This is a genomic window from Variovorax sp. J31P179, from assembly GCF_030316985.1.
In the GTDB taxonomy this organism is placed as follows: Bacteria; Pseudomonadota; Gammaproteobacteria; order Burkholderiales; family Burkholderiaceae_C; genus Variovorax; species Variovorax ginsengisoli_B.
Window position 1 is genome coordinate 344,002 of sequence record NZ_JASZYL010000004.1, and the last position, 25,294, is coordinate 369,295.

The following is a 25,294-nucleotide window of genomic DNA, read 5'->3' on the forward strand; positions in this document are numbered from 1 at the left end:
GGACATGATAAGTCCCCGGAGCTTTCAGGGCACGGGCGGGGAATCTTCCGATTCCGCGGGCTCTTCCTGCCGCGGCGGCAACGGTGCCCCGATCGCCTGGCTCACCATGAAGTCGGCCAGCACCTCGTAGAGCGGCCGGGTGATCATCCGCGCCACCAGGCTGGCGCCCATCGCGCAGGCCATCAGGCTCAGCACCATCGAATGGCCGTCGACCATCTCCATCACGATGATGAAGGCGGTCAGCGGCGCCTGGGTCACGGCGGCCAGGAAGCCGGCCATGCCCATCGCGATCAGGGCCGGCCGCAGCGCTGGGCCGGCCAGCTGCGACAGGCCCTCGCCGATGCCGGCACCGATGGTCAGCGAGGGCGCGAAGATGCCGCCCGGCACGCCGCACCAGGCGGTGAGCCAGGTGGCGATGAACTTGAGCAGGGTCTGCAGCGGCGTGAAATCGCCCTGGCCGGCCAGCAGCTCCTTGACGGTCTCGGAGCCCGAGCCGAAGGTCGCGCCGCCCGAGGCCAGGCCGATCACGGCCACCGCCAGCCCGAGCCCGGCCGCGAATCGCACCGGCCAGCGCTGGCGCCAGCGGTTCAGCCGCTCCGGCGCAGCGGTCAGCGAACTGGCCATCAGCTTGGAGAACAGACCGCCCGCCACGCCCGCGACCAGTGCCACCCCCAGGCCCGGGCCGAGGACGTCGATGCCCAGGCGGGGCACCTTGATGACGCCGAAGTAGCTGAAATTGCCGAACACCGAGACCGCCACCAGGCCGGCCAGCACGATGGCCGTGATGATCAGGCCGCTGGCCTTGGCCTCGATCCGGCCCGACAGCTCCTCGATCGCGAACACCACGCCGGCCAGGGGCGCGTTGAAGGCGGCGGCGATTCCGGCCGCGCCGCCGGCCAGGATCAGCGAGCGCCGGTTGATCGTGGTGCCCGGCGAGAGCCAGCGCCGCGAATGCTGCAGCAGGCCGGCCGCGACCTGCACCGCCGGCCCTTCGCGACCGATCGACAGCCCGGCGCCGAAGCCGGCGACCGCCAGGCCGATCTTGGCCAGCGTCAGGCGCAGCGACACGAAACGGCTGCGCAACCCGTGCGGCAGCGCCGGGTGCAGCGCGGCCTTGACCTGCGGAATGCCCGAGCCGCTGGCGGCCGGGGCCCAGCGGCGCGTGGCCCAGACGATCGCCGCGGTGGCGGCGGGCGTCCACAACAGCACCGCCCACGGATGGCTGCCGTACAAGCCGCGGAACAGCGCGAAAGCCCGGTCGCTGGCGATCGTGAACCCGACCACGAACAGGCCGGCGGCCACCGCATAGCCCAGCACGATGGCGCGGTCCAGCCACTGACGGCCGCCGGACAACTCGGCGCGCAGGTTCTCGAGGAAGTCGGGTTCGCGATTCATTGGGAAAGTGGAGCGATTGTCTCAGGCGGCATGCGGCACAATCCTGGGTTTTCCTTCTCCTTCACCACTTCATCAGGGGCAGTGCATATGGCATCGGTCAATAAAGTCATCCTCGTCGGCAATCTGGGACGCGATCCCGAAACCCGCACCTTTCCCAGCGGCGACCAGGTCTGCAACGTGACCCTCGCCACCACCGACAAGTGGAAAGACAAGCAAAGCGGCGAAATGCGCGAGGCTACCGAGTGGCACCGCCTCGTGTTCAACGGCCGGCTGGCCGAGATCGCCGCGCAGTACCTGCGCAAGGGCTCGCAGATCTACGTCGAAGGCCAGATCCGCACGCGCAAGTACAACGACAAGGACGGCGTCGAGAAGTACGCCACCGACATCCGCGTCGACCAGATGCAGATGCTGGGCAGCCGCCAGGGCCAGGGCGGTCCGTCGGGTGGCGGTGACGACGACGGCGGGTACTCGCAGGGCGGCGGCGGTGGCGGTGGCGGCTACTCGCGCCCGCCGGCAGCGGCGCCTCGCGCGCCTGCGGCGGCACCGGCAGCGCGCCAGGCGCCGGCCAAGTCGTCGTCGGGCTTCGACGACATGGACGACGACATCCCGTTCTGATCTCGACCTCCGTCGATCCGCAGACCCAAGGGCCGGTTCTCCACCAGAACCGGCCCTTCGCATTTCGGCGATGATCTGACGCCCCCCGCCAGGAGCCGGAGCCATGTCGATCCCCCCATCGCCGCCGTCCCGCGCCAAGGTCCGCTCGCTGGCCATCCTCCTGCTGTGCCAGGTCGGCGCCATGACCGTCTGGTTCTCCTCCGCCTCGGTGGTCGCGACCGTCAAGCAGACCCAGGCGGTGAGCGCCCAGGCGGCGGCGCTGCTGACCAGCGCGCTGCAGGTCGGCTTCGTCGCCGGCACCATCTTCAGCGCCGTGCTCTCGCTGGCCGACCGCTTCGATCCGAGGCGCCTGTTCATGGCCTCGGCGCTGGTCGCGGCCGCCGCCACCGCCTGGCTGGTGTTCCTGCCGCCGACCGGCCCGCTTGTGTACGCCTTGCGCTTTCTCACCGGCGTCTGCATGGCCGGCGTGTATCCGGTCGGCATGCGGCTGGCGGCGACCTGGGCCCAGGGCGACCTCGGCTTGCTGATCGGCCTTCTGGTCGGAGCCCTGACGCTGGGCTCGGCCAGCCCGCACCTGCTGGCGGCCAGCGGCGGGCTGGACTGGCGCCTGGTCTACGGCGTCGCCGCGGCCTGCGCCGCGCTCGCGGGCGTCGCCGTGCTGGCCTGCGGGATCGGCCCGCAAATGGCCCGCGCCGCCCGGCTCGACCCGACGAAGTTCATGCAGGCCTGGCGCGACCCGGCGGTCCGGCTGGCCAACCTGGGCTACCTGGGCCACATGTGGGAGCTGTATGCGATGTGGGCCTGGCTGGCCGTGTTCCTGCAGGCCAGCTTCGCGCTCAGCGGCCGGCCCGATGCCGCCCACCAAGCCAGCCTCTGGACCTTTGCCGCGGTGGCGTCGGGCATGCTGGGCGCCTGGGGCGGAGGCCTGTTGGCCGACCGCATCGGCCGGACCGCGGTCACCATCGGCGCCATGGCCGCCAGCGCCAGCTGCGCGCTGCTGATCGGATGGCTGCTGGGGGCCTCGCCCTGGATCGTGGTTCCGGTGGCGCTGCTGTGGGGCGTGACCGTGATCGCCGACTCGGCCCAGTTCTCGGCCAGCATCGCCGAACTCGGCGACCCGGCCTCGGTCGGCACCCTGCTGACCATCCAGACCTGTACCGGCTTCCTGCTGACGCTGGTCAGCATCCACCTGGTGCCCGACGTGGTGGCCCTGGCCGGCTGGCCCGGCGCCTTCAGCATGCTGGCCGTCGGGCCGCTGCTCGGCTGCGTGGCGATGTACCGGCTGCGGCAGCGGCCGCAGGCGCTTCGGCTGGCCGGCGGGCGGCGCTGAAGCCTTGCCCTAGCCCAGGAAAGTCACGGCACCGTTCGACAGGTCGTACATCGACCCGACGATCTTGATCTGCCCTTTCTTCTCGAGGTCCGAGAGGGTCGGGCTGCCGCTGCGCAGCGTGTCGATGGTCTGCTGCACGTTGGTTCGCGCCACTGCGTCGACGAAGGCCGCGTTCTTGCTGGTTCGCTCGCCCGCGTAGGTCGTTGCCGCCACGGCCGGCTTGATGGTGTCGAGCAGGCCGGTCAGGTTGCCGAGCTGCACGTTGTCGATGGCGCCCTTGATCGCGCCGCAGGCGGTGTGGCCCATCACGAGCACGACCTTGGCGCCGGCGGCCGCGCAGGCGAACTCCAGGCTGCCCATCAGGTCCTTGTTGGCGATGTTGCCGGCGATGCGGGCGTTGAAGGTGTCGCCGATCCCCATGTCGAGGATGATCTCCGCCGGCGCGCGCGAGTCGATGCAGCTCAGGATCACCGCCGCTGGGAACTGGCCCGATGCGCTGGACCGCTTCTGCGCCAGGTAGTCGTGCTGCGTCGTCTTGCCGGATCGGAAGCGCTGGTTGCCCCGCTTCATCATCTCGATGATCTGGTCGGGGGTCAGCGCGTCGCGCTGGGCCTGGCTCAGCGAGGCGGCCTGGGCGTCCTCGGTGCGCAGGCCGATGCCGGCCATCAGCACGGCGGCGCCGGTGCCGGCGCCGGCCTTCAGCCAGCTCCGCCGGCCGCAGCAATCCTGGATCGATGTCATGGGCGCTCCTCTGTGGTTGTCCGGCCGATGATGCGGCGATCGATGCCGAAAATCCAGCCGGCGCGCGGCGCTAGAAGACGCGCTTGACAAAGGTTGGCGAGCCATCGATGCTCGCCGCCGGATGTGTTCCATGGACTCGGCCGACGCGCACGACACATCGTGGGAACCCATGAGAACAACAAAATCTGGAGGTTGGACGGGCACTTCGGTTCCGCCCTGTTGACCCTGCATGAGCACTTCGCAAGACCAGAAGCTTTCGCGTGGCGCCCTGATCGCGCTCGTCGTCGGGTCCATGATCGGTTCGGGCATCTTCGCGCTGCCTTCGGCCTTCGGCCGTTCGACCGGCGGCCTCGGCGCACTGATCGCATGGGCCATCGCCGGCACCGGCATGCTGATGCTCGCGCTGGTCTTCCAGACCCTGTCGATGCGACGGCCCGACCTCGACACCGGCATCTATGCCTATGCCAAGGCCGGCTTCGGCAACTACCTCGGCTTCGCGTCCGCGGTGGGCTACTGGATCGGCTGCTGCCTGGCCGACGTCGCCTGCCTGGTGCTGATCAAGGCCACGCTGGGCCAGTTCTTCCCGGTCTTCGGCGACGGCTCGACCGCGGTCGCAATCGTCTCGGCTTCCGTGATCTTGTGGGGCGTGCATGTGCTGGTGCTGCGCGGAGTCAAGGAGGCGGCGGCGCTCAACACCATCGCGACCGTGGCCAAGATCGTGCCGATCGCGGTCTTCCTGGTGGTCGCCGCCGTCGGCTTCAAGGCCGACATCTTTGCCTGGAATTTCTGGGGCGGCGAGGAGCGCAGCCTGTCGAGCGTCGCGGGCCAGGTCCGCAACACCATGCTGGTGACGGTGTTCGTTTTCGTGGGCATCGAGGGCGCCAGCGTCTATTCGCGCCACGCCAAGAAGCGCGAGGACGTCGGCGCCGCCACCGTGCTCGGATTCCTGGGCGTGCTGTGCCTGCTGATTCTGGTCACGATGTTCTCGTACGGCGTGCTGCTGCGGCCCGACCTGCAGGCCCTGCCGACACCCGCGATGGCTGGCGTGTTCGCCTCGATCGTCGGCCCGTGGGGCCTGGTCTTCATCAGCGTCGGGCTGCTGATCTCGATCCTCGGCAACTATCTGTCGTGGTCGCTGCTGGCGGCCGAGGTGCTGCATTCGGCGGCCAAGAACCAGACCATGCCGAGCTTCCTCGCGCGCGAGAACGCCAACAAGGTGCCGTCCGCCGCGCTGTGGCTGACCAACATCGTGATCCAGCTCTTCCTGCTCGTGACCTGGTTCGCCGAGTACGCCTTCACGATGGCGCTGAAGATGACGAGCTCGATGACGCTCATCCCCTATCTGCTGGTCGCCGCCTACGGGCTCAAGCTCGCATGGACCGGCAAGACCTACGAGCAGGACAGCCGCAGGCGCACGGGCGACTGGGTGCGCGGCGCCATCGCGACGCTCTACGCCGCGGGCATGCTGTATGCGGGCGGCCTGAAGTTCCTGCTGCTCTCGGCGATCCTCTACGCGCCGGGCACCATCCTGTACTTCCTCGCCCGGCGCGAGCAGAAGGAGCGGATCTTCACCGGGCCCGAGACGCTCGTCTTCGGCGTGCTGGTGCTCGCTGCGCTGGCGGCGCTGTGGGCGCTGGTGTCCGGCTCGATCACGGTGTAGTGTGAGGGTGACCATGCCGATCCCCGTCTCGACCCGATGGCTCGCCGCATTGTCTTTGCTGCTGCCGCTGGCGGCACTGGCGCAAACGGCCTCCACCTTGCAGGCGGTCAACATGCGGGCCGGTCCCGACCGCGTTTTCCCGGTCGTGAGCTGGCTGCCGGCGCGCACGCCGGTGCGGGTGTTCGGCTGCACCACGCGCTGGCGCTGGTGCGATGTCGCCGCCGGCCGCAACCGCGGCTGGGTCGATTCGCGCTATCTCTCGAATGCGGTGCGGCGGGCGCCGATCGTCAATTTCTCGGTGCCGACCTACTGGGACCGGCACTACCGCGGACGGCCCTGGGACGTCGATCGCAACCAGTGGTCGAACTGGCGTTCGCCCGGGTTCCGGCCGCCGCCACCGCCGCCGATGCGGCCGCCTCGATGAACCACGCCGCTTCGCATTTCACCAAGGAGAGACCCCTCATGCACCGCTTCGTCTACATCGTGCTGATCGTGATCCTGGCCGGCATCGTCCTGCTGTTCAAGTTCCAGAACCTGGAGTCGGCGACCGTCTCGCTGTTCTCCATGAGCATCACGCTGCCGATCTCGGTGCTGGTGCTGCTGATCTACGTGCTGGGCATGTTCACGGGCGGCTTCGTGCTCAGCCTGCTGCGCTCGCTGGCGCACGGCGCCACGCGCCGGCCCTGAAGCCGCGCCTCTCATTTCTCGATTTCTCAACAAGCTAGAAAGACCTCCATGAGCAATTTTTGGGACCTGATTCAATTGCTGCTGTCGACCTTCGTCCTGATCGTCTACCTGCTCATCCTGTTCCAGATCATCGGCGACCTGTTCCGCGACTCGGAGATGGGCGGCGGATCGAAGGTGCTGTGGATCATCGGCCTGGTCGTGATCCCGGGCCTCACGGCGATCCTCTACATCGTGATCCGCGGCCGCGGCATGGCGGAGCGGCAGCGTGCCAGCCTGCAGCGCGCCAAGTCCGACACCGACGCCTACATCCGCGAAGTGGCCGGCAAGTCGCCGGCCGAGCACATCGCGGATGCCAAGGCGCTGCTGGACGCCGGCACCATCACGCCGGAAGAATTCGCCAGGCTCAAGGCCAAGGCCCTGGCCTGAGCGGCGCGCCGACGCGCGTCAGAGCAGGTCCTCGGGCACCAGCGGCTGCAGCAGCAGCCGCTGCAGCGCGCTCCATGGCGACACTCCGGGCTCCGTTTCGACGCCCTTGTCGTCGTCCTCGTTCGGCGACACCCACGCGAGCGCGCTGCCCTGCGTCTCCAGCCGCAGCGCGTAGGCCTCGTTCTTCATCGCGTCGATCAGGCGCAGCGCTTCCCTGGCCAGTGCCGGGCTGTCGATCGCGACCCCGAGCTCGGTGTTGCGTCGCGCCGAGCGGGGGTCGAGGTTGAGCGAGCCGAGCAGCACCACTTCCTGGTCGATCACCATCAGCTTCGCGTGCAGGCGACCGTGCGACGAGCCGCTGAAGAAGGGCTGGCTCGCATTGGCGGAGGGCTGGGCGCTGATCTCGTACAGCCTGACGCCGGCGCGCAGTATCGGCCGCCGGTAGCGCGCATAGCCGATGTTGACCAGGGCCGAGTCGTTGGCCGACAGCGAGTTGGTCACCAGCGTCATCTCGACGCCCTTGCGCCGCAGGCTGTGCATCACCGCCATGCCGCGCGTGCCGGGCACCAGGTAGGGCGAGCTCACCACCAGTTCGCTGCGGCTGCCGAGCATCTGGCCGACGGCCCCGGTCATCAGGCTGCCGTCCTCGAGCTCGTCGCCGATCTGCAGCCGCTTGGACGGCTGGTCGGCGACGCCGTAGGCGAGGCCGGGAACCAGGCTCAGCCGATTCGCCGCCAGCTCCTTGCCGACCGGCTCGCGTCCCAGCAGGTCGCGCGCGGGCAGTCCGGAATCGATCGGTGCCGCGCCGTCGGGCAGGAGGCGCGCGAGCGCGGCCATGCGCGTGGACTCGGGGCCAAGGGGGCGCACCAAGAACTTGGCCGGAAAGGACTCCTCGCTGTTCCAGTAGCGGTCGAAGAGCACGCCGAGCTGGGGCACCACGCGGCCCGCGGCGATGGCGTCGAGGTCGATGAAGTTCGCCACCGGATCGCGGCCGAAGTAGGCGTCGGCGATGTTGCGGCCGCCGACGATCGCCAGCGCGCCGTCGGCGATCATCAGCTTGTTGTGCATCCGGTGATCGAGCCGGGGCAGGTCGCCGAGCGAGGTCACGATGCGCCCGGCCAGGCTCTGGCGGGCGCAGCAGAACGGGTTGAACAAGCGGATCTCGAAGTTCGGCAGGTCGACCAGCGCCGCCAGCAGCGGCTCGGCGCTCGCGCTGTTGAGATCGTCGAGCAGCAGCCGCACGCGCACCCCGCGCTGGGCGGCGTCGCGCAGCGCGGCGAACACGGCACGCCCGGACTCGTCGTTGTCCATGATGTAGACCTGCAGGTCCAAGGTGCGCGTGGCGCGGCCGATCAGCGCCAGCCGGGCATCGAGGCCGTAGGCGCCCAGCGGCAGCAGCCGGAAGCCCGACTGGGCGCTGGGCGGCAGCGCGGACTCGGCCAGCCGGGCCAGCGGGCTCTCGTCCGGCGCGGCGGGAAGACTGGTCGACACCGGCCGCTCCACGCCTGCCGGCAGCGAGCCGCAAGCGCCCAGGGCCAGGGCCAGCGCAAAACCAAGCATGCAGGAACCGAAGCGTCGCCAATTCATGGCCGCAAGCCTACCCGGTGGCGGGCCAATATCCCTTCGGCGCTTGAATCCGGCCGATCCGCGCCAAGATAGCGGCATGATTCCGTTTTCAATCCTCGATCTCTCCCCCGTCACCGAAGGCAGCGATCCCGCGCAGTCCTTTCGCAATTCGCTGTCGCTGGCGCGGCATGGCGAGAAGCTGGGCTACCGCCGCTACTGGCTGGCCGAGCACCACGGCATGCCGGGCATCGCGAGCGCGGCCACGGCGGTACTGCTGGCCCACATCGGCGCCGGCACCTCGACGATCCGGATCGGCGCCGGCGGCGTGATGCTGCCGAACCACTCGCCGCTGGTGATCGCCGAACAGTTCGGCACCCTGGAATCGCTGTACCCGGGGCGCATCGACCTCGGCCTCGGCCGCGCGCCCGGCTCCGACCAGCGCACCGCGCAGGCGCTGCGGCGCGACCTTCAATCCGATTCGGACCAGTTCCCGCAGGACGTCGTCGAACTGATGGACTTCATGTCGAAGGAACCGCGCCAACCGGTGCTCGCGGTGCCCGGCCGGGGGCTCGAGGTGCCGGTGTGGATCCTCGGATCGAGCACTTTCGGTGCCCAGCTCGCGGCCCATCTCGGCCTGCCCTATGCCTTCGCCTCGCACTTCGCGCCGCAGCAGCTGATGCAGGCGATCCGCATCTACCGCGAGACCTTCAAGCCCTCGGCGCAGCTGGCCAAGCCTTACGTGATGCTGGGCTTCAACGTGTTCGCGGCCGAGACCGACGAGGAAGCCGCGTTCCGCGCCACATCCTGGCAGCAGGCCTTCGTCAACCTGCGCAGCGGCCGGCCGGGGCGCCTGCCGCCCCCGGTCGCCAACTATCGGCAGAAGGTCGGCCCGGCCGAGAACGCCTTGCTCGATTCGGTGCTGTCGTGTTCGGCGGTGGGGTCGCGCGACACCGTGCGCGCCGGCATCCAGGCCTTCGTCGAGCGCACCGGTGCGGACGAGCTGATGATCACCTCGCAGGTCTTCGACCACGACGCGCGGCTGCGCTCCTACGAGATCCTGGCCGAACTCCGCGACCAGCTGCCCGCGCGCTGAATTGACCCGCCGCCGGCACCGGCTTGGCCGGTGCTGGGACAATGCCAGCCCTATGGAAAAGCAGCGCATCGTGGTGGGCCTGAGCGGCGGAGTCGACTCCGCGGTCACAGCGCACCTGCTGAAGCAGCAGGGCCACGAGGTGGTCGGCATCTTCATGAAGAACTGGGAAGACGACGACGACAGCGAATACTGCTCGTCGAACATCGACTTCGTCGACGCCGCCAGCGTGGCCGACGTGCTAGGCATCGAGATCGAGCACGTCAATTTCGCCGCCGACTACAAGGACCGCGTGTTCGCCGAATTCCTGCGCGAGTACCAGGCCGGCCGCACGCCGAATCCCGACGTGCTGTGCAATGCCGAGATCAAGTTCAAGGCCTTCCTCGACCACGCGATGCGGCTCGGCGCCGAGAAGATCGCCACGGGGCACTACGCACGCGTGCGCCTCAATGCCGCCACCGGCCTGCACGAGCTGCTCAAGGGACTCGATCCGGCCAAGGACCAGAGCTACTTCCTGCATCGCCTGAACCAGCAGCAGTTGTCGAAGACGCTGTTCCCGGTCGGCGAGCTGCACAAGACCGAGGTGCGGCGCATCGCCGACGAGATCGGCCTGCCGAACGCGAAGAAGAAGGACTCCACCGGCATCTGCTTCATCGGCGAGCGCCCTTTCCGCGAGTTCCTCAACCGCTACATCTCGAAGGAGCCGGGCCCGGTGCGCGACGAGCGCGGCCGCCAGATCGGCGAGCACCAGGGCCTGAGCTTCTACACGCTGGGCCAGCGCCAGGGGCTGGGCATCGGCGGCATCAAGGCCAAGGGCGCCCGGCGCGGCGCCGGCGACCACGCGCCATGGTTCGTGGCGCGCAAGGATGTCGCCGACAACACGTTGTGGGTGGTGCAGGGCCACGACCATCCGTGGCTGCTGTCGTCGGGGCTCGAGGCCGACGATGCGAGCTGGGTCTCGGGCCAGGCGCCGGCGCCCGGCGCGCTGGCCGCCAAGTCGCGTTATCGGCAGGCCGACGCGTCCTGCCGGATGGGCGAGGGGCGCGATGGCGCCTTCCGCCTCGAATTCGACGAACCGCAATGGGCCGTCACACCGGGCCAGTCGGCGGTGCTGTACGACGGCGAGGTCTGCCTCGGCGGCGGCGTGATCGCGAACTGATCGCCAACTAGATCACCGACGGATCGATCCGCACCAGCTCCAGCGGGTAGCGCTTGCCGGCCGCGTGGTCTTCGACGCCTTGCAGCAGCAGCGGGCTGCGATGCCGCGCCACGCTGGCGCGGATTTCATCGATCGTCATCCACAGCGTGCGGACGATGCCGTGGTCGAGCGGCCGCGCCGGCTCGAAGGCGCCGAGCGTGCCCGTGAAGGCGAAGCGCAGGTAGGTGATGTCTTCGGGCTGCCGGGTGCGGGCCAGGTAGATGCCGACCAGGGCGGTGGGGCTGAAGTGGTGGGCGGTTTCTTCCAGTGTTTCGCGCACGCAGCCCTGGACGGGCGATTCGCCGCGGTCGAGATGCCCGGCCGGGTTGTTCAGCCGCAGGCCGTCGGCCGTGTCTTCTTCGACCAGCAGGTAGCGGCCCTGCCGCTCGATCACGGCGGCCACCGTGACGTTGGGTTTCCAGCGCTTCGCCATGCTCATGACTCCGTGAAAGGCGCCGCCAGTTCGGCCGCGGTCGGCCTGGGCAGCACCAGCGTGACGGTGCAGCCGGCATCGGCCGCGTGTTCGATGTCCAGGCTACCACCATGGCGCTGTGCCACGGTGCGGGCCAACTGCAGCGCCTGTTGCACAGGTGGGCCCGCGGCAGGTTCCCGCAGGGCGACGCGCCACTGCCCGCCGTCCGTCGTGACGGCGCACGACAGGACCGAGCCGGGTGGCGAGCGACCGAGCGCATGGTCGAGCATCGCGCCCAGTGCGCGCGTGAGCATGCCGCGATCGGCGACGCAAGGCGCGTCGTCGGGCAGGGGCCGCAGCAGGATCCGGACGCGTTGGCGGTCCGCCGTGGACCAGGCCGCGTCGACCACCATCCGCAGCAGCGCGGCGAGGTCCAGCAACTCGGTCTGCAGCGGCCGCGCCTGCGTCCTTGCCAGCCGCACGAAGCGGTCGGAGCGGTCGAGGCCGGCCTGCGCCTCGCGCTCGATGCCCTGCAGCAGCCGGCCGTCCGTCTGATCCGCTTCCGGCCGCTGGCGCGCCAGGTCGAGCATGGCGAGGATCGTCGTCGCGGATTGGCGGGCGTCGTGGGAGAGGAATCGCAGTGCGTGGTCGCGTTGCGCCTCGGCCAGCCACAGGAGCGTGACATCGACCAGCACGACCAGCCAGCCGTGCAAGCCCTGACCCTCGTCGACCAGCGGCAGGCAGCGCAGCAGCCAGCCGCGGCCCTGCGCGTCCTCGCCCTCGCCGCAGGTCGCTCGCGGGCCGCCGCGCAGCGCGGCCCGGGGCAGCAGCGGCGCACCGTCGCCACGGCGGCGAAGGCCGCTGAGCAGGCTGTCCGCAGGCTGGCCCTGCAGCGGCGCCCCGCCGCCTTGCCACTGGCCCTGTGCCGCCAGGTTGGCGACCGCCACGCGGCCTTCGGGGTCGAGCAGCAGCGCCGCATCCGGCCAGTGGTCCAGGCTGTCGCGCAACCGGCGCCAGTCGGGCGGCGGCGGCGTGCGGGCGTGCCGCTTCATTCAGGTGCGCCGGCCATCGAGCGCCTCGATCTGCTCCGACTCGAGAGGCTCCAGCCTGTAGCCCATGCCATAGACGGCGGACAGCAGGAAGCCGTTGGAAGGCTGCAGGTCGAGTTTCTGCCGCAGTCGCGAAATGTGGGTGTCGAGCGATCGCGACGGCGTCTCGGTGTCGAGGCCCCAGACCGCCTCGCGCAGGTGGTCGCGCGACAGCAGGCGGCCCAGGTTGCGGAACAGGAACAGCGCCAGCGCGTGCTCGCGGCGGCTGAGTTCGACCAGTCTGCCGGCGATCCGAAGGGTGCGCGTCGCCGCATCGAAGCGATAGTCGCGAAACACGAGCACGCTCTCTTGCTGGCCCGGGTAGGTGCGGCGCAGCAGGGCGCGCACGCGGGCCTGGAGCTCGGCCACCCGGATGGGCTTGGTCATGAAGTCGTCGGCGCCGGCCGCCAGCCCTTCGACCAGGTCTTCTTCCTCGCGCCGGTTGGTGACGAACAGGATCGGCATGGCGCTCTTGAGGTCGTCGCGGATCCGTTTGACCACCCGCGGGCCCTCGATGTCGGGCAGTCCCCAATCGAGGATCAGCAGGTCGTAGGTTTCGCGGTGCAGGTCGCGCAGCAGCGACTTGCCGTCGCCATAGCCGTGGCACTCGTGGCCGATGACCTCCACCGCATGGCGGATCAGTTCGAGCTGAACCCCCTCGTCGTCAAGCGCAGCGATACGCATTCGATCCCCCTGAATCTTGTTGTCATGCGAAGCCGGCGTTCTTCGATCCGGTCATCGCGCCGACAGTGTACCCAGCGAAGCAGGTTCTGGAGTGCTATCGGTTTGATAGCAAGATGGACAGTCCGGGCGCTCCGAGGCACCGCTGGCGTCGGCACCTGGGGGACAACTTCCGGCTGGCGTCTTCGGGTAAGCTCGGCCCGAATTCCAATGCTGCCCTGAGGAGAAGTCCATGCTGATAGGCGTGCCGGTTGAAACCGTGCCAGGCGAAACCCGCGTCGCCGTGACCCCGGAGACCGCGAAGAAGCTGGTGGCGCAAGGCCATGTCGTTCGTGTGCAATCGGGCGCCGGCGTGGCCGCCAGCGTGACCGATGCGGCCTACCAGGCTGCCGGCGCCGAGATCACCGATGCCGCGGGCGCCTTCGGCGCCGACATCGTGCTCAAGGTGCGCAGCCCCGACGACCGGGAGTGCGCGCTGATGAAGCCCGCCACGGTGCTCATCGGCATGCTCAACCCCTTCGATGCCGCCGGCCTGCAGCGCCTGGCGACCGCAGGCCTCACGGCCTTCGCATTGGAGGCCGCCCCGCGCACCACCCGTGCCCAGAGCATGGACGTGCTGTCGTCGCAGGCCAACATCGCCGGCTACAAGGCCGTCATGATCGCCGCCGACCGCTACCAGCGCTTCTTCCCGATGCTGATGACCGCCGCCGGCACCGTGAAGGCGGCCCGGGTCGTGATCCTGGGCGTCGGCGTGGCCGGCCTGCAGGCCATCGCCACGGCCAAGCGCCTGGGGGCGGTGATCGAGGCCTCGGACGTCCGCCCGAGCGTCAAGGAGCAGATCGAGTCGCTGGGCGGCAAGTTCATCGAGGTGTCCTACGACACCGACGAAGAGAAAGAGGCTGCGGTCGGCGTCGGCGGCTATGCCAAGCCGATGCCCCCGAGCTGGCTGGCCCGCCAGCAGGTCGAAGTCGCCAAGCGCGTCGCGCTGGCCGACGTCGTGATCAGCACCGCGCTGATCCCGGGCCGCGCGGCGCCCACCCTGATCACCGAGGACATGGTCAAGGCCATGAAGCCGGGCTCGGTCATCGTGGACATCGCCGCCGGCAAGGGCCCTGACGGAGTGGGCGGCAACTGCCCGCTGTCGGAGGCCGACAAGACGGTGGTCAAGCACGGCGTGACGATCGTCGGCGAGACCAACCTGGCGGCGCTGGTGGCGGCCGATGCGTCGGCGCTCTATGCGCGCAACGTGCTCGACTTCCTGAAGCTGATCGTGGCCAAGGAAGGCACGCTCAAGATCGACCTCGAGGACGACATCGTGGCGGCCTGCCGCATGGCGCAAGACGGCCAGGTCACCAGGAAGTAAGACAAGAAACCCCCGGAGGAGCATCGCCATGGATCCCGTATCCCATACCGTCATCAACCTGATCATCTTCGTGCTGGCGATCTACGTCGGCTACCACGTGGTGTGGACCGTCACGCCGGCGCTGCACACGCCGCTGATGGCGGTCACCAACGCGATCTCGGCGATCGTGATCGTGGGCGCCATGCTGGCGGCCGCGCTGACCGAGACCGGTCTCGGCAAGACCATGGGCGTGCTGGCCGTGGCGCTGGCCGCGGTCAACGTCTTCGGCGGCTTCCTGGTCACCCGGCGCATGCTGGAGATGTTCAAGAAGAAGGACAAGAAGGCGCCTGCGGCTGAAGCGAGCGGCAAGGGGAACGCAGCATGAGCATGAACGTCGTCACGCTGCTGTACCTCGTCGCCAGCGTCTGCTTCATCCAGGCCCTGAAGGGCCTGAGCCATCCCACCACCTCGATCCGCGGCAACCTCTTCGGCATGGTCGGCATGGCGATCGCCATCCTGACCACCGCGGCGCTGATCGTGCAGCTGTCCGGCGGCAAGGCCATGGGAATGGCCTGGGTGCTGCTCGGGCTGGTGGTCGGCGGCGGCTACGGCGCCTACCGGGCCAAGACGGTCGAGATGACCCAGATGCCCGAGCTGGTGGCCTTCTTCCACAGCATGATCGGTATGGCGGCGGTGTTCATCGCGGTGGCCGCGGTGGTCGAGCCCTGGGCCTTCGGCATCACGCCGCCGCCGGTGGCGGCCGCGGTCGGCGTGCAGACGCCCGAGGGCGCCGCGATCATCGACGGCTTCCTGCGTTATGCCATCCCCGCGGGCAACCGGCTCGAACTGTTCCTGGGTGCGGCCATCGGCGCGATCACCTTCAGCGGCTCGGTGATCGCCTTCGGCAAGCTCTCGGGGAAGTACAAGTTCCGCCTGTTCCAGGGCGCGCCGGTGCAGTTCAAGGGCCAGCACATGCTCAACCTGGTGCTGGGCCTGCTGACCATCGCGCTGGGCCTGGTCTACATGGCGACCGAGAGCTGGGCGGCCTTCCTCGCGATGCTGCTGCTGGCCTTCGTGATGGGCGTCTTGATCATCATCCCGATCGGCGGCGCCGACATGCCGGTGGTGGTGTCGATGCTCAACAGCTACTCGGGCTGGGCGGCCGCGGGCATCGGCTTCAGCCTGAACAACGCGATGCTGATCGTGGCCGGTTCGCTGGTGGGCTCCTCGGGTGCGATCCTGAGCTACATCATGTGCAAGGCGATGAACCGCTCGTTCTTCAACGTGATCCTGGGCGGCTTCGGCGGCGAGGCGGCCACGGCCGGCGGCGGCGCCAAGGAGCAGCGCCCGGTCAAGAGCGGCAGCGCCGACGACGCGGCCTTCGTGCTCAGCAACGCCGAGACCGTGATCATCGTGCCGGGCTACGGCCTGGCGGTCGCCCGTGCCCAGCATGCCGTCAAGGAACTCGCGGCCAAGCTCACCGAGCACGGCGTGACGGTCAAGTACGCGATCCACCCGGTGGCCGGGCGCATGCCGGGCCACATGAACGTCCTCCTGGCCGAGGCCGAGGTGCCTTACGACCAGGTGTTCGAGATGGAGGACATCAACGGCGAGTTCGGCCAGGCCGACGTGGCGATCATCCTGGGTGCCAACGACGTCGTGAACCCGGCGGCGCTGCAGAAGGGCACGCCGATCTACGGCATGCCGATCCTGGAGGCCTACAAGGCCAAGACCGTGATCGTGAACAAGCGCTCGATGGCCGCGGGCTACGCAGGTCTCGACAACGAGCTCTTCTACATGGACAAGACCATGATGGTCTTCGGCGACGCCAAGAAGGTGGTCGAGGACATGGCCAAGGCGATCGAGTAGCACTCGGCCGCGCCATGAAGACCACGGGCCGCGCAGTGTCGCGGCCCGTGCCGCATCCGACGCTCAAGTTACGATGGCGGCAGATTTCCCCACAAGATTTCGTTCTGGAGACTGACAGTGATTGATCGACCCTGGCTCGGCAGCTATCCGCAAGGCGTGCCCGCCGACATCGATGCCTCGCGCTACGCCTCGCTGGTGGCGCTGATGGAAGAGAGCTTCACCCAATACGCCGACCGCACGGCCTACAGCTTCATGGGCAAGGACGTCAGCTACGCCGACGTCGACCACCAGAGCCGCGCCTTCGCCTGCTACCTGCAGGGCCTGGGCCTGGTCAAGGGCGACCGGGTGGCGATCATGATGCCGAACTGCCCGCAGTACCCGATCTCGGTGGCTGGCGCGCTGCGGGCCGGCCTGATCGTGGTCAACGTCAATCCGCTCTACACGCCGCGCGAGCTCGAGCACCAGCTGAAGGACTCGGGCGCGACCGCGATCGTGCTGATGGAGAACTTCGGCACCACGCTGCAGCAGTGCATCGGCGCCACGCAGGTCAAACACGTGGTGCTGGCCTCGATGGGCGATCGGCTCGGCATGCTGAAAGGCGCGCTGGTCAACTACGTGGTGCGCAGCGTCAAGAAGATGGTGCCGGCGTTCAGCCTGCCCGGCGCGGTGCGCTTCAACGATGCGCTCGAGAAGGGTGCCACCCGCACCTTGAAGGCGCCCGCGCTGGGCCCGGACGACGTCGCAGTGCTGCAATACACGGGCGGCACCACCGGCGTGTCGAAGGGCGCGGTGCTGCTCAACCGGAACGTGATCGCCAACGTGCTGCAGTCCGAGGCCTGGAACGACCCCGTGATGCAGAAGGTGCCGCCCGGCGAGCAGCCGACCAGCATCTGCGCGCTGCCGCTCTATCACATCTTCGCTTTCACGGTGAACATGATGCTCAGCATGCGCACCGGCGGCAAGCTGATCCTGATCCCGAATCCGCGCGACATCCCGGCGGTGCTGAAGGAACTATCGAAGCACACCTTCCACAGCTTCCCGGCGGTCAACACGCTGTTCAATGGCCTCGCGAACCACCCGGACTTCAACACCGTCAACTGGAAGAACCTCAAGGTCTCGGTCGGCGGCGGCATGGCGGTGCAGGCCGCGGTGGCCAAGCTCTGGCTCGAGAAGACCGGCTGCCCGATCTGCGAGGGCTACGGCTTGTCGGAGACCTCGCCCTCGGTGACCTGCAACCCGACCACCAGCATCGCCTACACCGGCACCATCGGCGTGCCCTTGCCGAGCACCGAGGTCAAGCTGCTCGACGACGACGGCCGGGAGGTCCCGCTCGGCAGCACGGGCGAACTCGCGGTCCGCGGGCCGCAGGTCATGGCCGGCTACTGGCAGCGCCCCGACGAGACGGCCAAGGTCATGACCCCCGACGGCTACTTCAAGACCGGCGACATCGCGATCGCGGACGAGCGCGGCTACTTCAAGATCGTGGACCGCAAGAAGGACATGATCGTGGTCTCGGGCTTCAACGTGTATCCGAACGAGATCGAGGACGTGGTCGCGCTGATGCCGGGCGTGCTCGAATGCGCCGCCGTGGGCATTCCGGACGAGAAGACCGGCGAGGGCGTCAAGCTGGTGATTGTCAAGAAGAACCCCGACCTCACCGAAGCCGAGGTTCGGGCCCACTGCCGCGCCAACCTGACCGGCTACAAGCAGCCGCGGGTGATCGAGTTCCGCACCGACCTGCCCAAGACGCCGGTCGGCAAGATCCTGCGGCGCGAACTGCGCGACGTTAAAAAGTAGTAAGGGTTCGGCCGGGGACCATAGCCGGCATCGCTCTTGCATATTGGGCATGAATGTTCAGATTCATCCTGACCCGCGCCAGCCTGCTCGTGCCGACCTTCATCGGCATGACCTTGCTCGCCTTCTTCCTGATCCGTCTGGTGCCGGGCGACCCGATCGAGACCCTGGCCGGCGAGCGCGGCATCGACCCGGTGCGCCACGCGGCGCTGCTCAAGGACTACGGGCTCGACAAGCCGCTATTCACCCAGTACGGCATCTACATCGGCCGCGTGCTGCATGGCGACCTCGGCAAGTCGGTCATCACGCAGGAGCCGGTGATGAGCGAGTTCCTGGCGCTGTTTCCGGCCACGGTCGAGCTGGCGCTGTGCGCCATCGCGTTCGCACTGCTGCTGGGCATTCCGGCCGGCATCCTGGCGGCGGTCAAGCGCAATTCGCTGTTCGACCATGGCGTGATGGCGACCTCTCTCACCGGCTACTCGATGCCGATCTTCTGGTGGGGGCTGCTGCTGATCCTGTTCTTCTCGGTGCAGCTCGGCTGGACGCCGGTCTCGGGCCGGATCTCGGTGCAGTATTTCATCGAGCCGGTCACCGGTTTCCTGCTGATCGACACCCTGCTGTCCGATGAAAAGGGCGCCTTCGTCTCGGCGCTGCAGCACCTGATCCTGCCGGCCATCGTGCTCGGCACCAACACGCTGGCGGTGATCGCGCGCATGACGCGATCGGCCATGCTCGAAGTGCTCGGCGAGGACTACATCCGCACCGCCCGCGCCAAGGGCCTGGCGCCGCTGCGCGTGATCGGCCTGCATGCGCTGCGCAACGCGATGATCCCGGTGGTCACCGTGATCGGCCTGCAGGTCGGCGTGCTGTTCACCGGCGCGATCCTGACCGAGACCATCTTCTCCTGGCCCGGCGTCGGCAAATGGCTGATCGAGGCCATCGGCCGGCGCGACTACCCGGTGCTGCAGGGCGGCATGCTGCTGCTCGGCGTGATCGTCATGACGGTCAACGTGGCGGTGGATGTCGCCTATGGGCTCATCAATCCGAGGATCCGCAGATGAGCGCCAGCGCCGTCGTGACCGACAAGAGCACCGCGCCACCCGGCCCGTGGCGCGAGTTCTGGGGCGCGTTCTCGGCCAACCGCGGCGCGGTCATCGGCCTGGCCGTGATCGTCTTGCTGCTGCTGGTGGCGCTGTTCGCGCCGTGGATCGCGCCGCATGCGCCCAACCAGACCGACAGCAGCGCCTTCCTGCGGCCGCCGGCCTGGCAGGAGGGCGGCACCGCCGCGCACCTGCTGGGCACCGACGCGATCGGGCGCGACATCCTCTCGCGGCTGATGTTCGGCGCCCGGCTGTCGCTGTCGATCGGCATCGCCGTGGTGGCGATCTCGGCCGCGGCGGGCATCGCGCTGGGCCTGATCGCGGGCTTCTTCCGCGGCGTGCTCGAGATCGCGATCATGCGGCTGATGGACGTCGTGCTGACCTTGCCCAGCCTGCTGCTGGCGATCGTGATCGTCGCCATCCTCGGTCCGGGCCTGACCAACGCGATGCTCGCGGTGGCCGTGGTGGTGCTGCCGCACTACGTGCGCATCACGCGGGCCGCCGTCATCTCCGAAGTCTCGCGCGACTATGTCACGGCGGCCCGCGTGAGCGGCGCCGGCACGCTGCGGCTGATGTTCCGCGAGGTGCTGCCCAATTGCGCCGCACCCCTGATCGTCCAGGCCTCGCTGGGCGTCTCGACCGCCATCCTCGACGCCGCGGCGCTGGGCTTTCTCGGCCTCGGCGCGCAGCCGCCGTCGCCCGAGTGGGGCACGATGCTCGCCGATGCGCGCGAGTTCGTGCTGCGCGCCTGGTGGGTCGTGACCTTCCCGGGCCTGGCGATCCTGGCCGCGGTGCTGGCCTTCAACCTGCTGGGCGACGGGCTGCGCGACGCGCTCGACCCCAAACTCAAGCGCTGACATGCCTCTTCTCGACATCCGAGACCTCCATGTGGAGTTCCCGACCCAGGGCGGCACGCTGCATGCGGTCGACGGCGTCAGCCTGCGGCTGGAGCAGGGCGAGGTGCTCGGCATCGTCGGCGAATCCGGCTCGGGCAAGAGCGTCACGATGATGGCGCTGATGGGCCTGATCGGCTGGCCTGGCCGCGTGCGGGCGCAGCACCTTCGCTTCGACGGCCACGACCTGCTCGGCCTGTCGGACAAGGCACGGCGCGGACTGGTCGGCAAGGACGTCGCCATGATCTTCCAGGAGCCGACCACCAGCCTGAACCCCTGCTTCACGATTGGCTGGCAGCTGATGGAAACGCTGCGCCTGCATCTCCATCTCGACAAGCGCGAAGCGAAGAAGCGGGCCATCGGCCTGCTCGAGCAGGTCGGCATCCCGGCGGCGTCCACGCGCCTGGGCAGCTACCCGCACCAGCTGTCCGGCGGCATGAACCAGCGCGTGATGATCGCGATGGCGATCGCCTGCAACCCCAAGCTGCTGATCGCCGACGAGCCCACCACCGCGCTCGACGTCACGATCCAGGCCCAGATCCTCGACCTGCTGCGCAGCCTGCAGAAGGAGCGCGGCATGGGCCTGGTGCTGATCACCCACAACATGGGCGTGGTGAGCGAGATGGCGCAGCGCGTGGCCGTGATGTACGCGGGCCAGGTGATGGAAGAGCGCGGCGTGGCCGAGCTGTTCGCCGCGCCCCAGCATCCCTACACCGCGGCGCTGCTGGCGGCGCTGCCCGAGCGCGCGGCCGGCGAAGGCCGGCTGGCCACCATCTCGGGCGTGGTGCCGGGCCTGCACGATCGTCCCACCGGCTGCCTGTTCGCGCCGCGCTGCAGCTACGCGACCGCGCATTCGCGCGCCGTGCGGCCCGAGCTGCGCGACTGGATGGGCGGCCAGGTGCGCTGCCACTATGCGCTCGGCGATCCGCAGCGCGACGCGGCGCTGGCGCGCGATGGCGCGCGGGTGGTGGAGTTCGTGCGATGACCGAATGGGTGGTCGAGGCCCAGGACCTGCAGCGCGTCTACACGGTGCGCCGCGGGCTGTTCCGCGCACCGGCGCAGCTGCAGGCGGTCGGCAACATCTCGTTCAAGGTCGAGAAGGGGCGCACGCTGGCGGTGGTCGGCGAATCCGGCTGCGGCAAGTCCACCTTGGCGCGCATGGTGGCACTGATCGAGAAACCGACCGCGGGCTCGCTCCGGCTGGTCGGCCACGACGCGGTCGATCCGCCGCACGAGCGCCGACGCGAGCTGCGCCAGGCGGTGCAGCTGGTGTTCCAGAACCCCTACGGCTCGCTCAACCCGCGCAAGAAGATCTCCTCCGTGCTCGAGGACCCGCTGGCGATCAACACCACCCTCGGCAAGACCGAGCGGGCCGCCAAGGCGCGCGACATGCTGGCCCGGGTCGGCCTGCGGCCCGAGTACGCCAACCGCTATCCGCACATGTTCTCGGGCGGCCAGCGCCAGCGCATCGCGATCGCGCGGGCCCTGATGCTCGACCCGCGCCTGCTGGTGGCCGACGAGCCGGTGTCGGCGCTCGACGTCTCGATCCAGGCCCAGGTGCTGAACCTGCTGGCCGACCTGCAGGCCGAGCTCGGCCTGTCCTATCTCTTCATTTCGCACGACCTCGGCGTGGTGCGCCACATCGCGCACGAGGTGCTCGTGATGTACCTGGGCCATGCGGTCGAGCAGGGCCCCAAGGCGCGCATCTTCGCCCGGCCGCTGCACCCCTACACCCAGGCGCTGCTGGCATCGACGCCCGGTCTTGCCGCCGAACGCATCGTGCTCAAGGGCGAGCTTCCCTCGCCGCTGGCACCGCCGCCGGGCTGCGTCTTCAACACCCGCTGCGCGCATGCCACCGAGCGCTGCCGCAGCGAGCGGCCGCTGCCGCGCCTGCTCGACGAGCGCATGGTGGCCTGCCATCACGCCGAAAAATTCCTGCCAGCCGAAGTTTCCCCATCCGCGTCCGCGCGGCCTCAACCTTGAAGGAGTCGAACGACATGCCCACCACGTCCCCTCTCTCGCGCCGCTTCCGCGCGGCCGCGCTGCTGGCACCGGCCGCGCTCGCGCTGGCCTGCGGCGCCGCGTCGGCCAAGACCCTGGTGTTTTGCTCCGAAGGCAGTCCCGAGAACTTCTACGCTGCCGTGAACACCACCGGTACCTCGTTCGACGTCACCACGCAGGTCTACAACAACCTGGTCGAGTTCGAGCGCGGCGGCACCAAGGTCGTGCCCGGCCTGGCCGAGAGCTGGACCATCTCGCCCGACGGCACCGAGTACACCTTCAAGCTGCGCCAGGGCGTCAAGTGGCACAACACGTCCAAGAGCTTCAAGCCGACGCGCGACTTCAACGCCGACGACGTCATCTTCATGATGGAGCGGCAGTGGAAGGAGAACGATCCCTACTTCAAGGTCACGAGCACAAACCACTCGTACTTCAACGACATGGGCATGCCGAAGCTCTTGAAGTCCATCGACCGCATCGATGACTACACGGTCAAGTTCGTGCTCAACAAGCCCGAGGCGCCCTTCCTCGCCAACCTCGCGATGCCCTACGCGGGCATCCAGTCGAAGGAATACGCGATCGCGATGCTCAAGGCCGGCACGCCCGAGAAGATCGACCAGGACCCGATCGGCACCGGCCCGTTCTACCTCGTCCAGTACCAGAAAGACGCGATCGTGCGCTTCAAGGCCTTCCCGCAGTACTGGGGCGGCAAGGCCAAGATCGATGACCTGATTTTCGCCATCACGCCCGATGCCTCGGTGCGCTGGGCCAAGCTGCAGAAGGGCGAATGCCACGTCATGCCCTACCCGAACCCGGCCGACCTCGACGCGATCCGCAAGGACTCGAACGTGCAGGTGCTCGAGCAGGCCGGCCTCAATGTCGGCTACCTGGCCTACAACACGCAGAAGAAGCCCTTCGACGACGTGCGGGTGCGCAAGGCCATCAACATGGCGATCAACAAGAAAGCCATCATCGATGGCGTCTACCTGACCACCGGCGTCGCCGCCAAGAACCCGATCCCGCCGACCATGTGGTCCTACAACGACGCCATCAAGGACGACCCCTACGATCCCGAAGCGGCCAAGAAGCTGCTGGCGCAGGCCGGCTACCCGGACGGCTTCACGACCGACCTGTGGGCGATGCCGGTGCAGCGGCCCTACAACCCGAACGCCAAACGGATCGCCGAGCTGATGCAGGCCGACCTGGCCAAGGTCGGCGTCAAGGCCGAGATCAAGAGCTTCGAATGGGGCGAATACCGCAAGCGCATGCAGGCCGGCGAGCACCAGATGGGCATGCTGGGCTGGACCGGCGACAACGGCGATCCGGACAACTTCATGTATACGCTCCTGGGCTGCGCTTCGGCGCAGTCGAACGGCAGCAACGTCGCCAAGTTCTGCTACCAGCCCTACGAGGAACTGGTCGTCAAGGCCAAGAACGTGCCCAAGCAGGCCGAGCGCGACGCGCTCTACAAGAAGGCGCAGGTGGTCTTCAAGGAGCAGGCGCCCTGGTTCACGATCGCGCACGCGGTGCAGTTGAAGCCGGTGCGCAAGGAGGTCGTGGACTTCAAGCTGAGCCCCTTCGGGCGCCACACCTTCTACGGGGTCGACATCAAGCAATGACGATCGCCATCGTCGCCGCGATGCACGAGGAACTGGCTGCGCTGCTGGCGCAGATGCCGGACGAGCAGCGCGTGCGCGTGGCGGGGCGCGACTTCTGGGTCGGCCATCTGCAGGGGCAGCCGGTGGTGGCGGTGCTGTCGCGCATCGGCAAGGTCGCGGCGGCGCTCACGGCCACCGTGCTGCTCGAGCGCTTCCAGGCGCAGGCGATCGTCTTCACCGGCGTCGCCGGCGGGCTGGCGCCGGGTGTCCGGGTCGGCGACGTGGTGGTCGCGACCCGGCTGCTGCAGCACGACCTCGACGCCTCGCCGATCTTCCCGAAGTACGAGGTGCCGCTCACCGGCCATGCGCGCTTCGCGGCCGACACCGCGATCAGCGACGCGCTGGCCGCGGTGGCCGCCGGCGTGCTGGCCGACACGGTGGGCCTGCTGGGGCAGCAGGTGGTCGAGGATTTCGGGCTGGCCGCGCCCGCGGTGCACCGCGGCCTGCTGGTGAGCGGCGACCGCTTCGTGTCGTCCGCCGCCGAAAGCAGCGCGCTGCGCAACGACCTGCCGGACGCGCTGGCGGTCGAGATGGAAGGCGCAGCGGTGGCCCAGGTGTGCCACGACTTCGGAGTGCCCTTCGCCGCGGTGCGCACCATTTCCGACCGCGCCGACGACGAGGCGCACGGCGACTTCACGCGCTTCGTCTCGGTGGTCGCGAGCCGCTACAGCCTGGCGCTGATCGATGGGTGGCTGGCGACCCTGCCGCCGGCCGCCGAGCAGGGCGAGGCTACTTGAGCCACCCCCGCCGGCGGAAGTACCACATCGGCCCCAGCGCGCTGATGATCATCAGCACGATCGCATACGCGTAGCCGTAGCTCCAGTCGACTTCGGGCATGAACTTGAAGTTCATGCCGTAGACGCTGGCGATCAATGTCGGCGGCAGCAGCGCGACGCTGGCCACCGAGAAGATCTTGATGGTCTTGTTCTGGTTGATGTTGATGAAACCGACGGTCGCATCCATCAGGAAGTTGATCTTGTCGAACAGGAAGGCCGTGTGGTTGTCGAGCGATTCGATGTCGCGAAGAATCTGCCGCGCCTCCTCGAACTGCTCGGCGTTGAGCATCCGGCTGCGCATCATGAAGCTCACGGCGCGGCGGGTGTCCATCACGTTGCGGCGGATGCGCCCGTTCAAGTCTTCCTGGCGCGCGATCAGGCCCAGCACCTCGCCGGCCAGCTCGTCGCTGACGTTGCCCGACAGCACCTTCCGGCCGGCGATCTCGAGCTCGTCGTAGATGTTCTCGAGCGTGTCGGCCGAGTACTCGGCGTCGGCGTCGAACAGCTTCAGCAGCACTTCCTTGGCATCCTCGATCAGCCCCGGGGCACGCCGCGCGCGCATGCGCAGCAGCCGGAACACCGGCACGTCCTCGTCGTGGATCGAGAACAGCACGCCGCGGCTGCGCAGCTCGGTGTTGTGCTGGTTCAGGATGAAGGCGACGCGCACCGAGCGCGGGTTCTCGTCGTCGGCGATCAGGAAGTCGCTGCGGATGTGGAGCTCGCCGTTGTCTTCCTCGTAGAAGCGGGCCGACTCCTCGATGTCCTCGTCCATCGCGTCTTCGGGGATCGACAGGCCGTAGTACTGCTTGATCCAGCGCTTCTCCTCGACCGTCGGCGATTCGAGGTCGACCCAGATCGGCTGGAACTTGGACAGCTCTTCCAGGGCCTCGATCTCTTCCTGGACGAGGCGGCCGTTGGCAAGCGTGAAGATGTTGAGCATGGCTCACTCCCTTGAAATGTCTGGCGTTGGGG

The 25,294-nt window shown here is 68.5% G+C and carries 25 protein-coding genes; 18 read left to right on the plus strand and 7 right to left on the minus strand.

The features are described 5' to 3' along the window. Window positions 1-24 precede the first annotated feature (24 nt). Window positions 25-1,395, minus strand: coding sequence for a chloride channel protein (locus QTI17_RS12670; RefSeq protein WP_286533513.1), 1,371 nt, complete (start codon window positions 1,393-1,395; stop codon window positions 25-27). Between the two features lie 87 nt (window positions 1,396-1,482). Here QTI17_RS12670 and ssb point away from each other — a divergent pair, with 87 nt between their 5' ends. Both ssb and QTI17_RS12680 read left to right on the plus strand, forming a co-directional pair. Continuing rightward, window positions 1,483-2,010, plus strand: a complete 528-nt coding sequence (ssb, locus tag QTI17_RS12675; RefSeq protein ID WP_286533514.1) for a single-stranded DNA-binding protein — start codon at window positions 1,483-1,485, stop codon at window positions 2,008-2,010. Between the two features lie 103 nt (window positions 2,011-2,113). After that, window positions 2,114-3,340 carry an MFS transporter gene (locus QTI17_RS12680; RefSeq protein ID WP_286533515.1) on the plus strand — a complete coding sequence of 409 codons (1,227 nt, stop codon included), beginning with the start codon at window positions 2,114-2,116 and terminating at the stop codon, window positions 3,338-3,340. Window positions 3,341-3,349: 9 nt separating this feature from the next. On the opposite strand, the gene QTI17_RS12685 is transcribed toward QTI17_RS12680, so the two are convergent. Further along, the gene (locus QTI17_RS12685) at window positions 3,350-4,081 is read right to left on the minus strand and encodes a carbonic anhydrase family protein (RefSeq protein WP_286533516.1); all 732 of its coding nucleotides are present in this window, start codon (window positions 4,079-4,081) and stop codon (window positions 3,350-3,352) included. Window positions 4,082-4,310: 229 nt separating this feature from the next. Here QTI17_RS12685 and QTI17_RS12690 point away from each other — a divergent pair, with 229 nt between their 5' ends. Genes QTI17_RS12690 through QTI17_RS12705 form a run of 4 tightly spaced genes read left to right on the plus strand, consistent with a single transcriptional unit; the run spans window position 4,311 to window position 6,854 of the window. Then, the gene (locus QTI17_RS12690) at window positions 4,311-5,741 is read left to right on the plus strand and encodes a basic amino acid/polyamine antiporter (protein WP_286533518.1); all 1,431 of its coding nucleotides are present in this window, start codon (window positions 4,311-4,313) and stop codon (window positions 5,739-5,741) included. Window positions 5,742-5,754: 13 nt separating this feature from the next. Further along, window positions 5,755-6,165 carry an SH3 domain-containing protein gene (locus QTI17_RS12695; protein ID WP_286533519.1) on the plus strand — a complete coding sequence of 137 codons (411 nt, stop codon included), beginning with the start codon at window positions 5,755-5,757 and terminating at the stop codon, window positions 6,163-6,165. A gap of 38 nt (window positions 6,166-6,203) precedes the next feature. Next, the gene (locus QTI17_RS12700; RefSeq protein ID WP_286519871.1) at window positions 6,204-6,428 is read left to right on the plus strand and encodes a LapA family protein; all 225 of its coding nucleotides are present in this window, start codon (window positions 6,204-6,206) and stop codon (window positions 6,426-6,428) included. A 48-nt stretch (window positions 6,429-6,476) separates the two neighbouring features. Continuing rightward, window positions 6,477-6,854 (plus strand): SHOCT domain-containing protein, encoded by a 378-nt coding sequence (locus tag QTI17_RS12705; RefSeq protein WP_286533520.1) that lies wholly within the window; start codon window positions 6,477-6,479, stop codon window positions 6,852-6,854. An 18-nt stretch (window positions 6,855-6,872) separates the two neighbouring features. On the opposite strand, the gene QTI17_RS12710 is transcribed toward QTI17_RS12705, so the two are convergent. Then, entirely contained in the window at window positions 6,873-8,441 is a 1,569-nt protein-coding gene (locus tag QTI17_RS12710) for a phospholipase D-like domain-containing protein (protein WP_286533521.1), read from the minus strand. Window positions 8,442-8,517: 76 nt separating this feature from the next. Here QTI17_RS12710 and QTI17_RS12715 point away from each other — a divergent pair, with 76 nt between their 5' ends. Together QTI17_RS12715 and mnmA are read left to right on the plus strand one after the other, a co-directional pair. Next, a complete protein-coding gene (locus tag QTI17_RS12715; RefSeq protein WP_286533523.1) occupies window positions 8,518-9,513 on the plus strand; it encodes an LLM class flavin-dependent oxidoreductase in 996 nt (331 codons plus the stop codon). Window positions 9,514-9,565: 52 nt separating this feature from the next. Continuing rightward, window positions 9,566-10,669: a tRNA 2-thiouridine(34) synthase MnmA gene (gene mnmA, locus QTI17_RS12720; protein ID WP_286533524.1), complete on the plus strand. Its 1,104-nt coding sequence runs from the start codon at window positions 9,566-9,568 to the stop codon at window positions 10,667-10,669. A 7-nt stretch (window positions 10,670-10,676) separates the two neighbouring features. On the opposite strand, the gene QTI17_RS12725 is transcribed toward mnmA, so the two are convergent. Genes QTI17_RS12725 through QTI17_RS12735 form a run of 3 tightly spaced genes read right to left on the minus strand, consistent with a single transcriptional unit; the run spans window position 10,677 to window position 12,892 of the window. Further along, the gene (locus QTI17_RS12725; RefSeq protein WP_286533526.1) at window positions 10,677-11,141 is read right to left on the minus strand and encodes an NUDIX hydrolase; all 465 of its coding nucleotides are present in this window, start codon (window positions 11,139-11,141) and stop codon (window positions 10,677-10,679) included. 2 nt (window positions 11,142-11,143) lie between these two features. Beyond that, window positions 11,144-12,172 (minus strand): sensor histidine kinase, encoded by a 1,029-nt coding sequence (locus QTI17_RS12730; protein WP_286533527.1) that lies wholly within the window; start codon window positions 12,170-12,172, stop codon window positions 11,144-11,146. Then, the gene (locus QTI17_RS12735) at window positions 12,173-12,892 is read right to left on the minus strand and encodes a response regulator transcription factor (RefSeq protein ID WP_286533528.1); all 720 of its coding nucleotides are present in this window, start codon (window positions 12,890-12,892) and stop codon (window positions 12,173-12,175) included. Window positions 12,893-13,121: 229 nt separating this feature from the next. On the opposite strand from QTI17_RS12735, the gene QTI17_RS12740 reads away from it, so the two are divergent. From QTI17_RS12740 to QTI17_RS12785, 10 genes are all read left to right on the plus strand, one after another. Next, window positions 13,122-14,252: a Re/Si-specific NAD(P)(+) transhydrogenase subunit alpha gene (locus QTI17_RS12740; RefSeq protein WP_286533529.1), complete on the plus strand. Its 1,131-nt coding sequence runs from the start codon at window positions 13,122-13,124 to the stop codon at window positions 14,250-14,252. Between the two features lie 28 nt (window positions 14,253-14,280). Next, complete coding sequence (locus QTI17_RS12745) at window positions 14,281-14,616, plus strand: NAD(P) transhydrogenase subunit alpha part 2 (RefSeq protein WP_286519879.1); 336 nt, start codon at window positions 14,281-14,283, stop codon at window positions 14,614-14,616. After that, entirely contained in the window at window positions 14,613-16,100 is a 1,488-nt protein-coding gene (locus QTI17_RS12750) for an NAD(P)(+) transhydrogenase (Re/Si-specific) subunit beta (RefSeq protein ID WP_286533530.1), read from the plus strand. The genes QTI17_RS12745 and QTI17_RS12750 overlap by 4 nt, the downstream gene beginning before the upstream one ends. A gap of 117 nt (window positions 16,101-16,217) precedes the next feature. Then, window positions 16,218-17,897 (plus strand): long-chain-fatty-acid--CoA ligase, encoded by a 1,680-nt coding sequence (locus QTI17_RS12755; protein ID WP_286533532.1) that lies wholly within the window; start codon window positions 16,218-16,220, stop codon window positions 17,895-17,897. A gap of 53 nt (window positions 17,898-17,950) precedes the next feature. Then, window positions 17,951-18,955, plus strand: coding sequence for an ABC transporter permease subunit (locus QTI17_RS12760; RefSeq protein ID WP_286519883.1), 1,005 nt, complete (start codon window positions 17,951-17,953; stop codon window positions 18,953-18,955). Continuing rightward, a complete protein-coding gene (locus QTI17_RS12765; protein WP_286533533.1) occupies window positions 18,952-19,851 on the plus strand; it encodes an ABC transporter permease subunit in 900 nt (299 codons plus the stop codon). Before QTI17_RS12760 ends, QTI17_RS12765 begins: the two co-directional genes overlap by 4 nt. A 1-nt stretch (window position 19,852) precedes the next feature. Then, a complete protein-coding gene (locus QTI17_RS12770) occupies window positions 19,853-20,872 on the plus strand; it encodes an ABC transporter ATP-binding protein (RefSeq protein ID WP_286533534.1) in 1,020 nt (339 codons plus the stop codon). Beyond that, window positions 20,869-21,870: a dipeptide ABC transporter ATP-binding protein gene (locus QTI17_RS12775; RefSeq protein ID WP_286533535.1), complete on the plus strand. Its 1,002-nt coding sequence runs from the start codon at window positions 20,869-20,871 to the stop codon at window positions 21,868-21,870. The genes QTI17_RS12770 and QTI17_RS12775 overlap by 4 nt, the downstream gene beginning before the upstream one ends. Window positions 21,871-21,884: 14 nt before the next feature. After that, the gene (locus tag QTI17_RS12780) at window positions 21,885-23,507 is read left to right on the plus strand and encodes an ABC transporter substrate-binding protein (RefSeq protein WP_286533537.1); all 1,623 of its coding nucleotides are present in this window, start codon (window positions 21,885-21,887) and stop codon (window positions 23,505-23,507) included. Further along, on the plus strand, window positions 23,504-24,283 hold the full coding sequence (locus QTI17_RS12785) for a 5'-methylthioadenosine/adenosylhomocysteine nucleosidase (protein ID WP_286533538.1): 780 nt from the start codon (window positions 23,504-23,506) through the stop codon (window positions 24,281-24,283). Before QTI17_RS12780 ends, QTI17_RS12785 begins: the two co-directional genes overlap by 4 nt. Here the strand turns inward: QTI17_RS12785 and corA are convergent. Further along, a complete protein-coding gene (corA, locus tag QTI17_RS12790; RefSeq protein WP_286519890.1) occupies window positions 24,276-25,262 on the minus strand; it encodes a magnesium/cobalt transporter CorA in 987 nt (328 codons plus the stop codon). The two genes, QTI17_RS12785 and corA, sit on opposite strands and share 8 nt — an antisense overlap. Between the last annotated feature and the right edge of the window lie 32 nt (window positions 25,263-25,294).

Coding starts and splice junctions, on each gene's coding strand:
- QTI17_RS12670 (WP_286533513.1), bottom strand. CDS start 1,395: ATGAATCGCGAACCCGACTTCCTCGAGAACCTGCGCGCCGAGTTGTCC.
- ssb (WP_286533514.1), top strand. CDS start 1,483: ATGGCATCGGTCAATAAAGTCATCCTCGTCGGCAATCTGGGACGCGAT.
- QTI17_RS12680 (WP_286533515.1), top strand. CDS start 2,114: ATGTCGATCCCCCCATCGCCGCCGTCCCGCGCCAAGGTCCGCTCGCTG.
- QTI17_RS12685 (WP_286533516.1), bottom strand. CDS start 4,081: ATGACATCGATCCAGGATTGCTGCGGCCGGCGGAGCTGGCTGAAGGCC.
- QTI17_RS12690 (WP_286533518.1), top strand. CDS start 4,311: ATGAGCACTTCGCAAGACCAGAAGCTTTCGCGTGGCGCCCTGATCGCG.
- QTI17_RS12695 (WP_286533519.1), top strand. CDS start 5,755: ATGCCGATCCCCGTCTCGACCCGATGGCTCGCCGCATTGTCTTTGCTG.
- QTI17_RS12700 (WP_286519871.1), top strand. CDS start 6,204: ATGCACCGCTTCGTCTACATCGTGCTGATCGTGATCCTGGCCGGCATC.
- QTI17_RS12705 (WP_286533520.1), top strand. CDS start 6,477: ATGAGCAATTTTTGGGACCTGATTCAATTGCTGCTGTCGACCTTCGTC.
- QTI17_RS12710 (WP_286533521.1), bottom strand. CDS start 8,441: ATGAATTGGCGACGCTTCGGTTCCTGCATGCTTGGTTTTGCGCTGGCC.
- QTI17_RS12715 (WP_286533523.1), top strand. CDS start 8,518: ATGATTCCGTTTTCAATCCTCGATCTCTCCCCCGTCACCGAAGGCAGC.
- mnmA (WP_286533524.1), top strand. CDS start 9,566: ATGGAAAAGCAGCGCATCGTGGTGGGCCTGAGCGGCGGAGTCGACTCC.
- QTI17_RS12725 (WP_286533526.1), bottom strand. CDS start 11,141: ATGGCGAAGCGCTGGAAACCCAACGTCACGGTGGCCGCCGTGATCGAG.
- QTI17_RS12730 (WP_286533527.1), bottom strand. CDS start 12,172: ATGAAGCGGCACGCCCGCACGCCGCCGCCGCCCGACTGGCGCCGGTTG.
- QTI17_RS12735 (WP_286533528.1), bottom strand. CDS start 12,892: ATGCGTATCGCTGCGCTTGACGACGAGGGGGTTCAGCTCGAACTGATC.
- QTI17_RS12740 (WP_286533529.1), top strand. CDS start 13,122: ATGCTGATAGGCGTGCCGGTTGAAACCGTGCCAGGCGAAACCCGCGTC.
- QTI17_RS12745 (WP_286519879.1), top strand. CDS start 14,281: ATGGATCCCGTATCCCATACCGTCATCAACCTGATCATCTTCGTGCTG.
- QTI17_RS12750 (WP_286533530.1), top strand. CDS start 14,613: ATGAGCATGAACGTCGTCACGCTGCTGTACCTCGTCGCCAGCGTCTGC.
- QTI17_RS12760 (WP_286519883.1), top strand. CDS start 17,951: ATGTTCAGATTCATCCTGACCCGCGCCAGCCTGCTCGTGCCGACCTTC.
- QTI17_RS12765 (WP_286533533.1), top strand. CDS start 18,952: ATGAGCGCCAGCGCCGTCGTGACCGACAAGAGCACCGCGCCACCCGGC.
- QTI17_RS12770 (WP_286533534.1), top strand. CDS start 19,853: ATGCCTCTTCTCGACATCCGAGACCTCCATGTGGAGTTCCCGACCCAG.
- QTI17_RS12775 (WP_286533535.1), top strand. CDS start 20,869: ATGACCGAATGGGTGGTCGAGGCCCAGGACCTGCAGCGCGTCTACACG.
- QTI17_RS12780 (WP_286533537.1), top strand. CDS start 21,885: ATGCCCACCACGTCCCCTCTCTCGCGCCGCTTCCGCGCGGCCGCGCTG.
- QTI17_RS12785 (WP_286533538.1), top strand. CDS start 23,504: ATGACGATCGCCATCGTCGCCGCGATGCACGAGGAACTGGCTGCGCTG.
- corA (WP_286519890.1), bottom strand. CDS start 25,262: ATGCTCAACATCTTCACGCTTGCCAACGGCCGCCTCGTCCAGGAAGAG.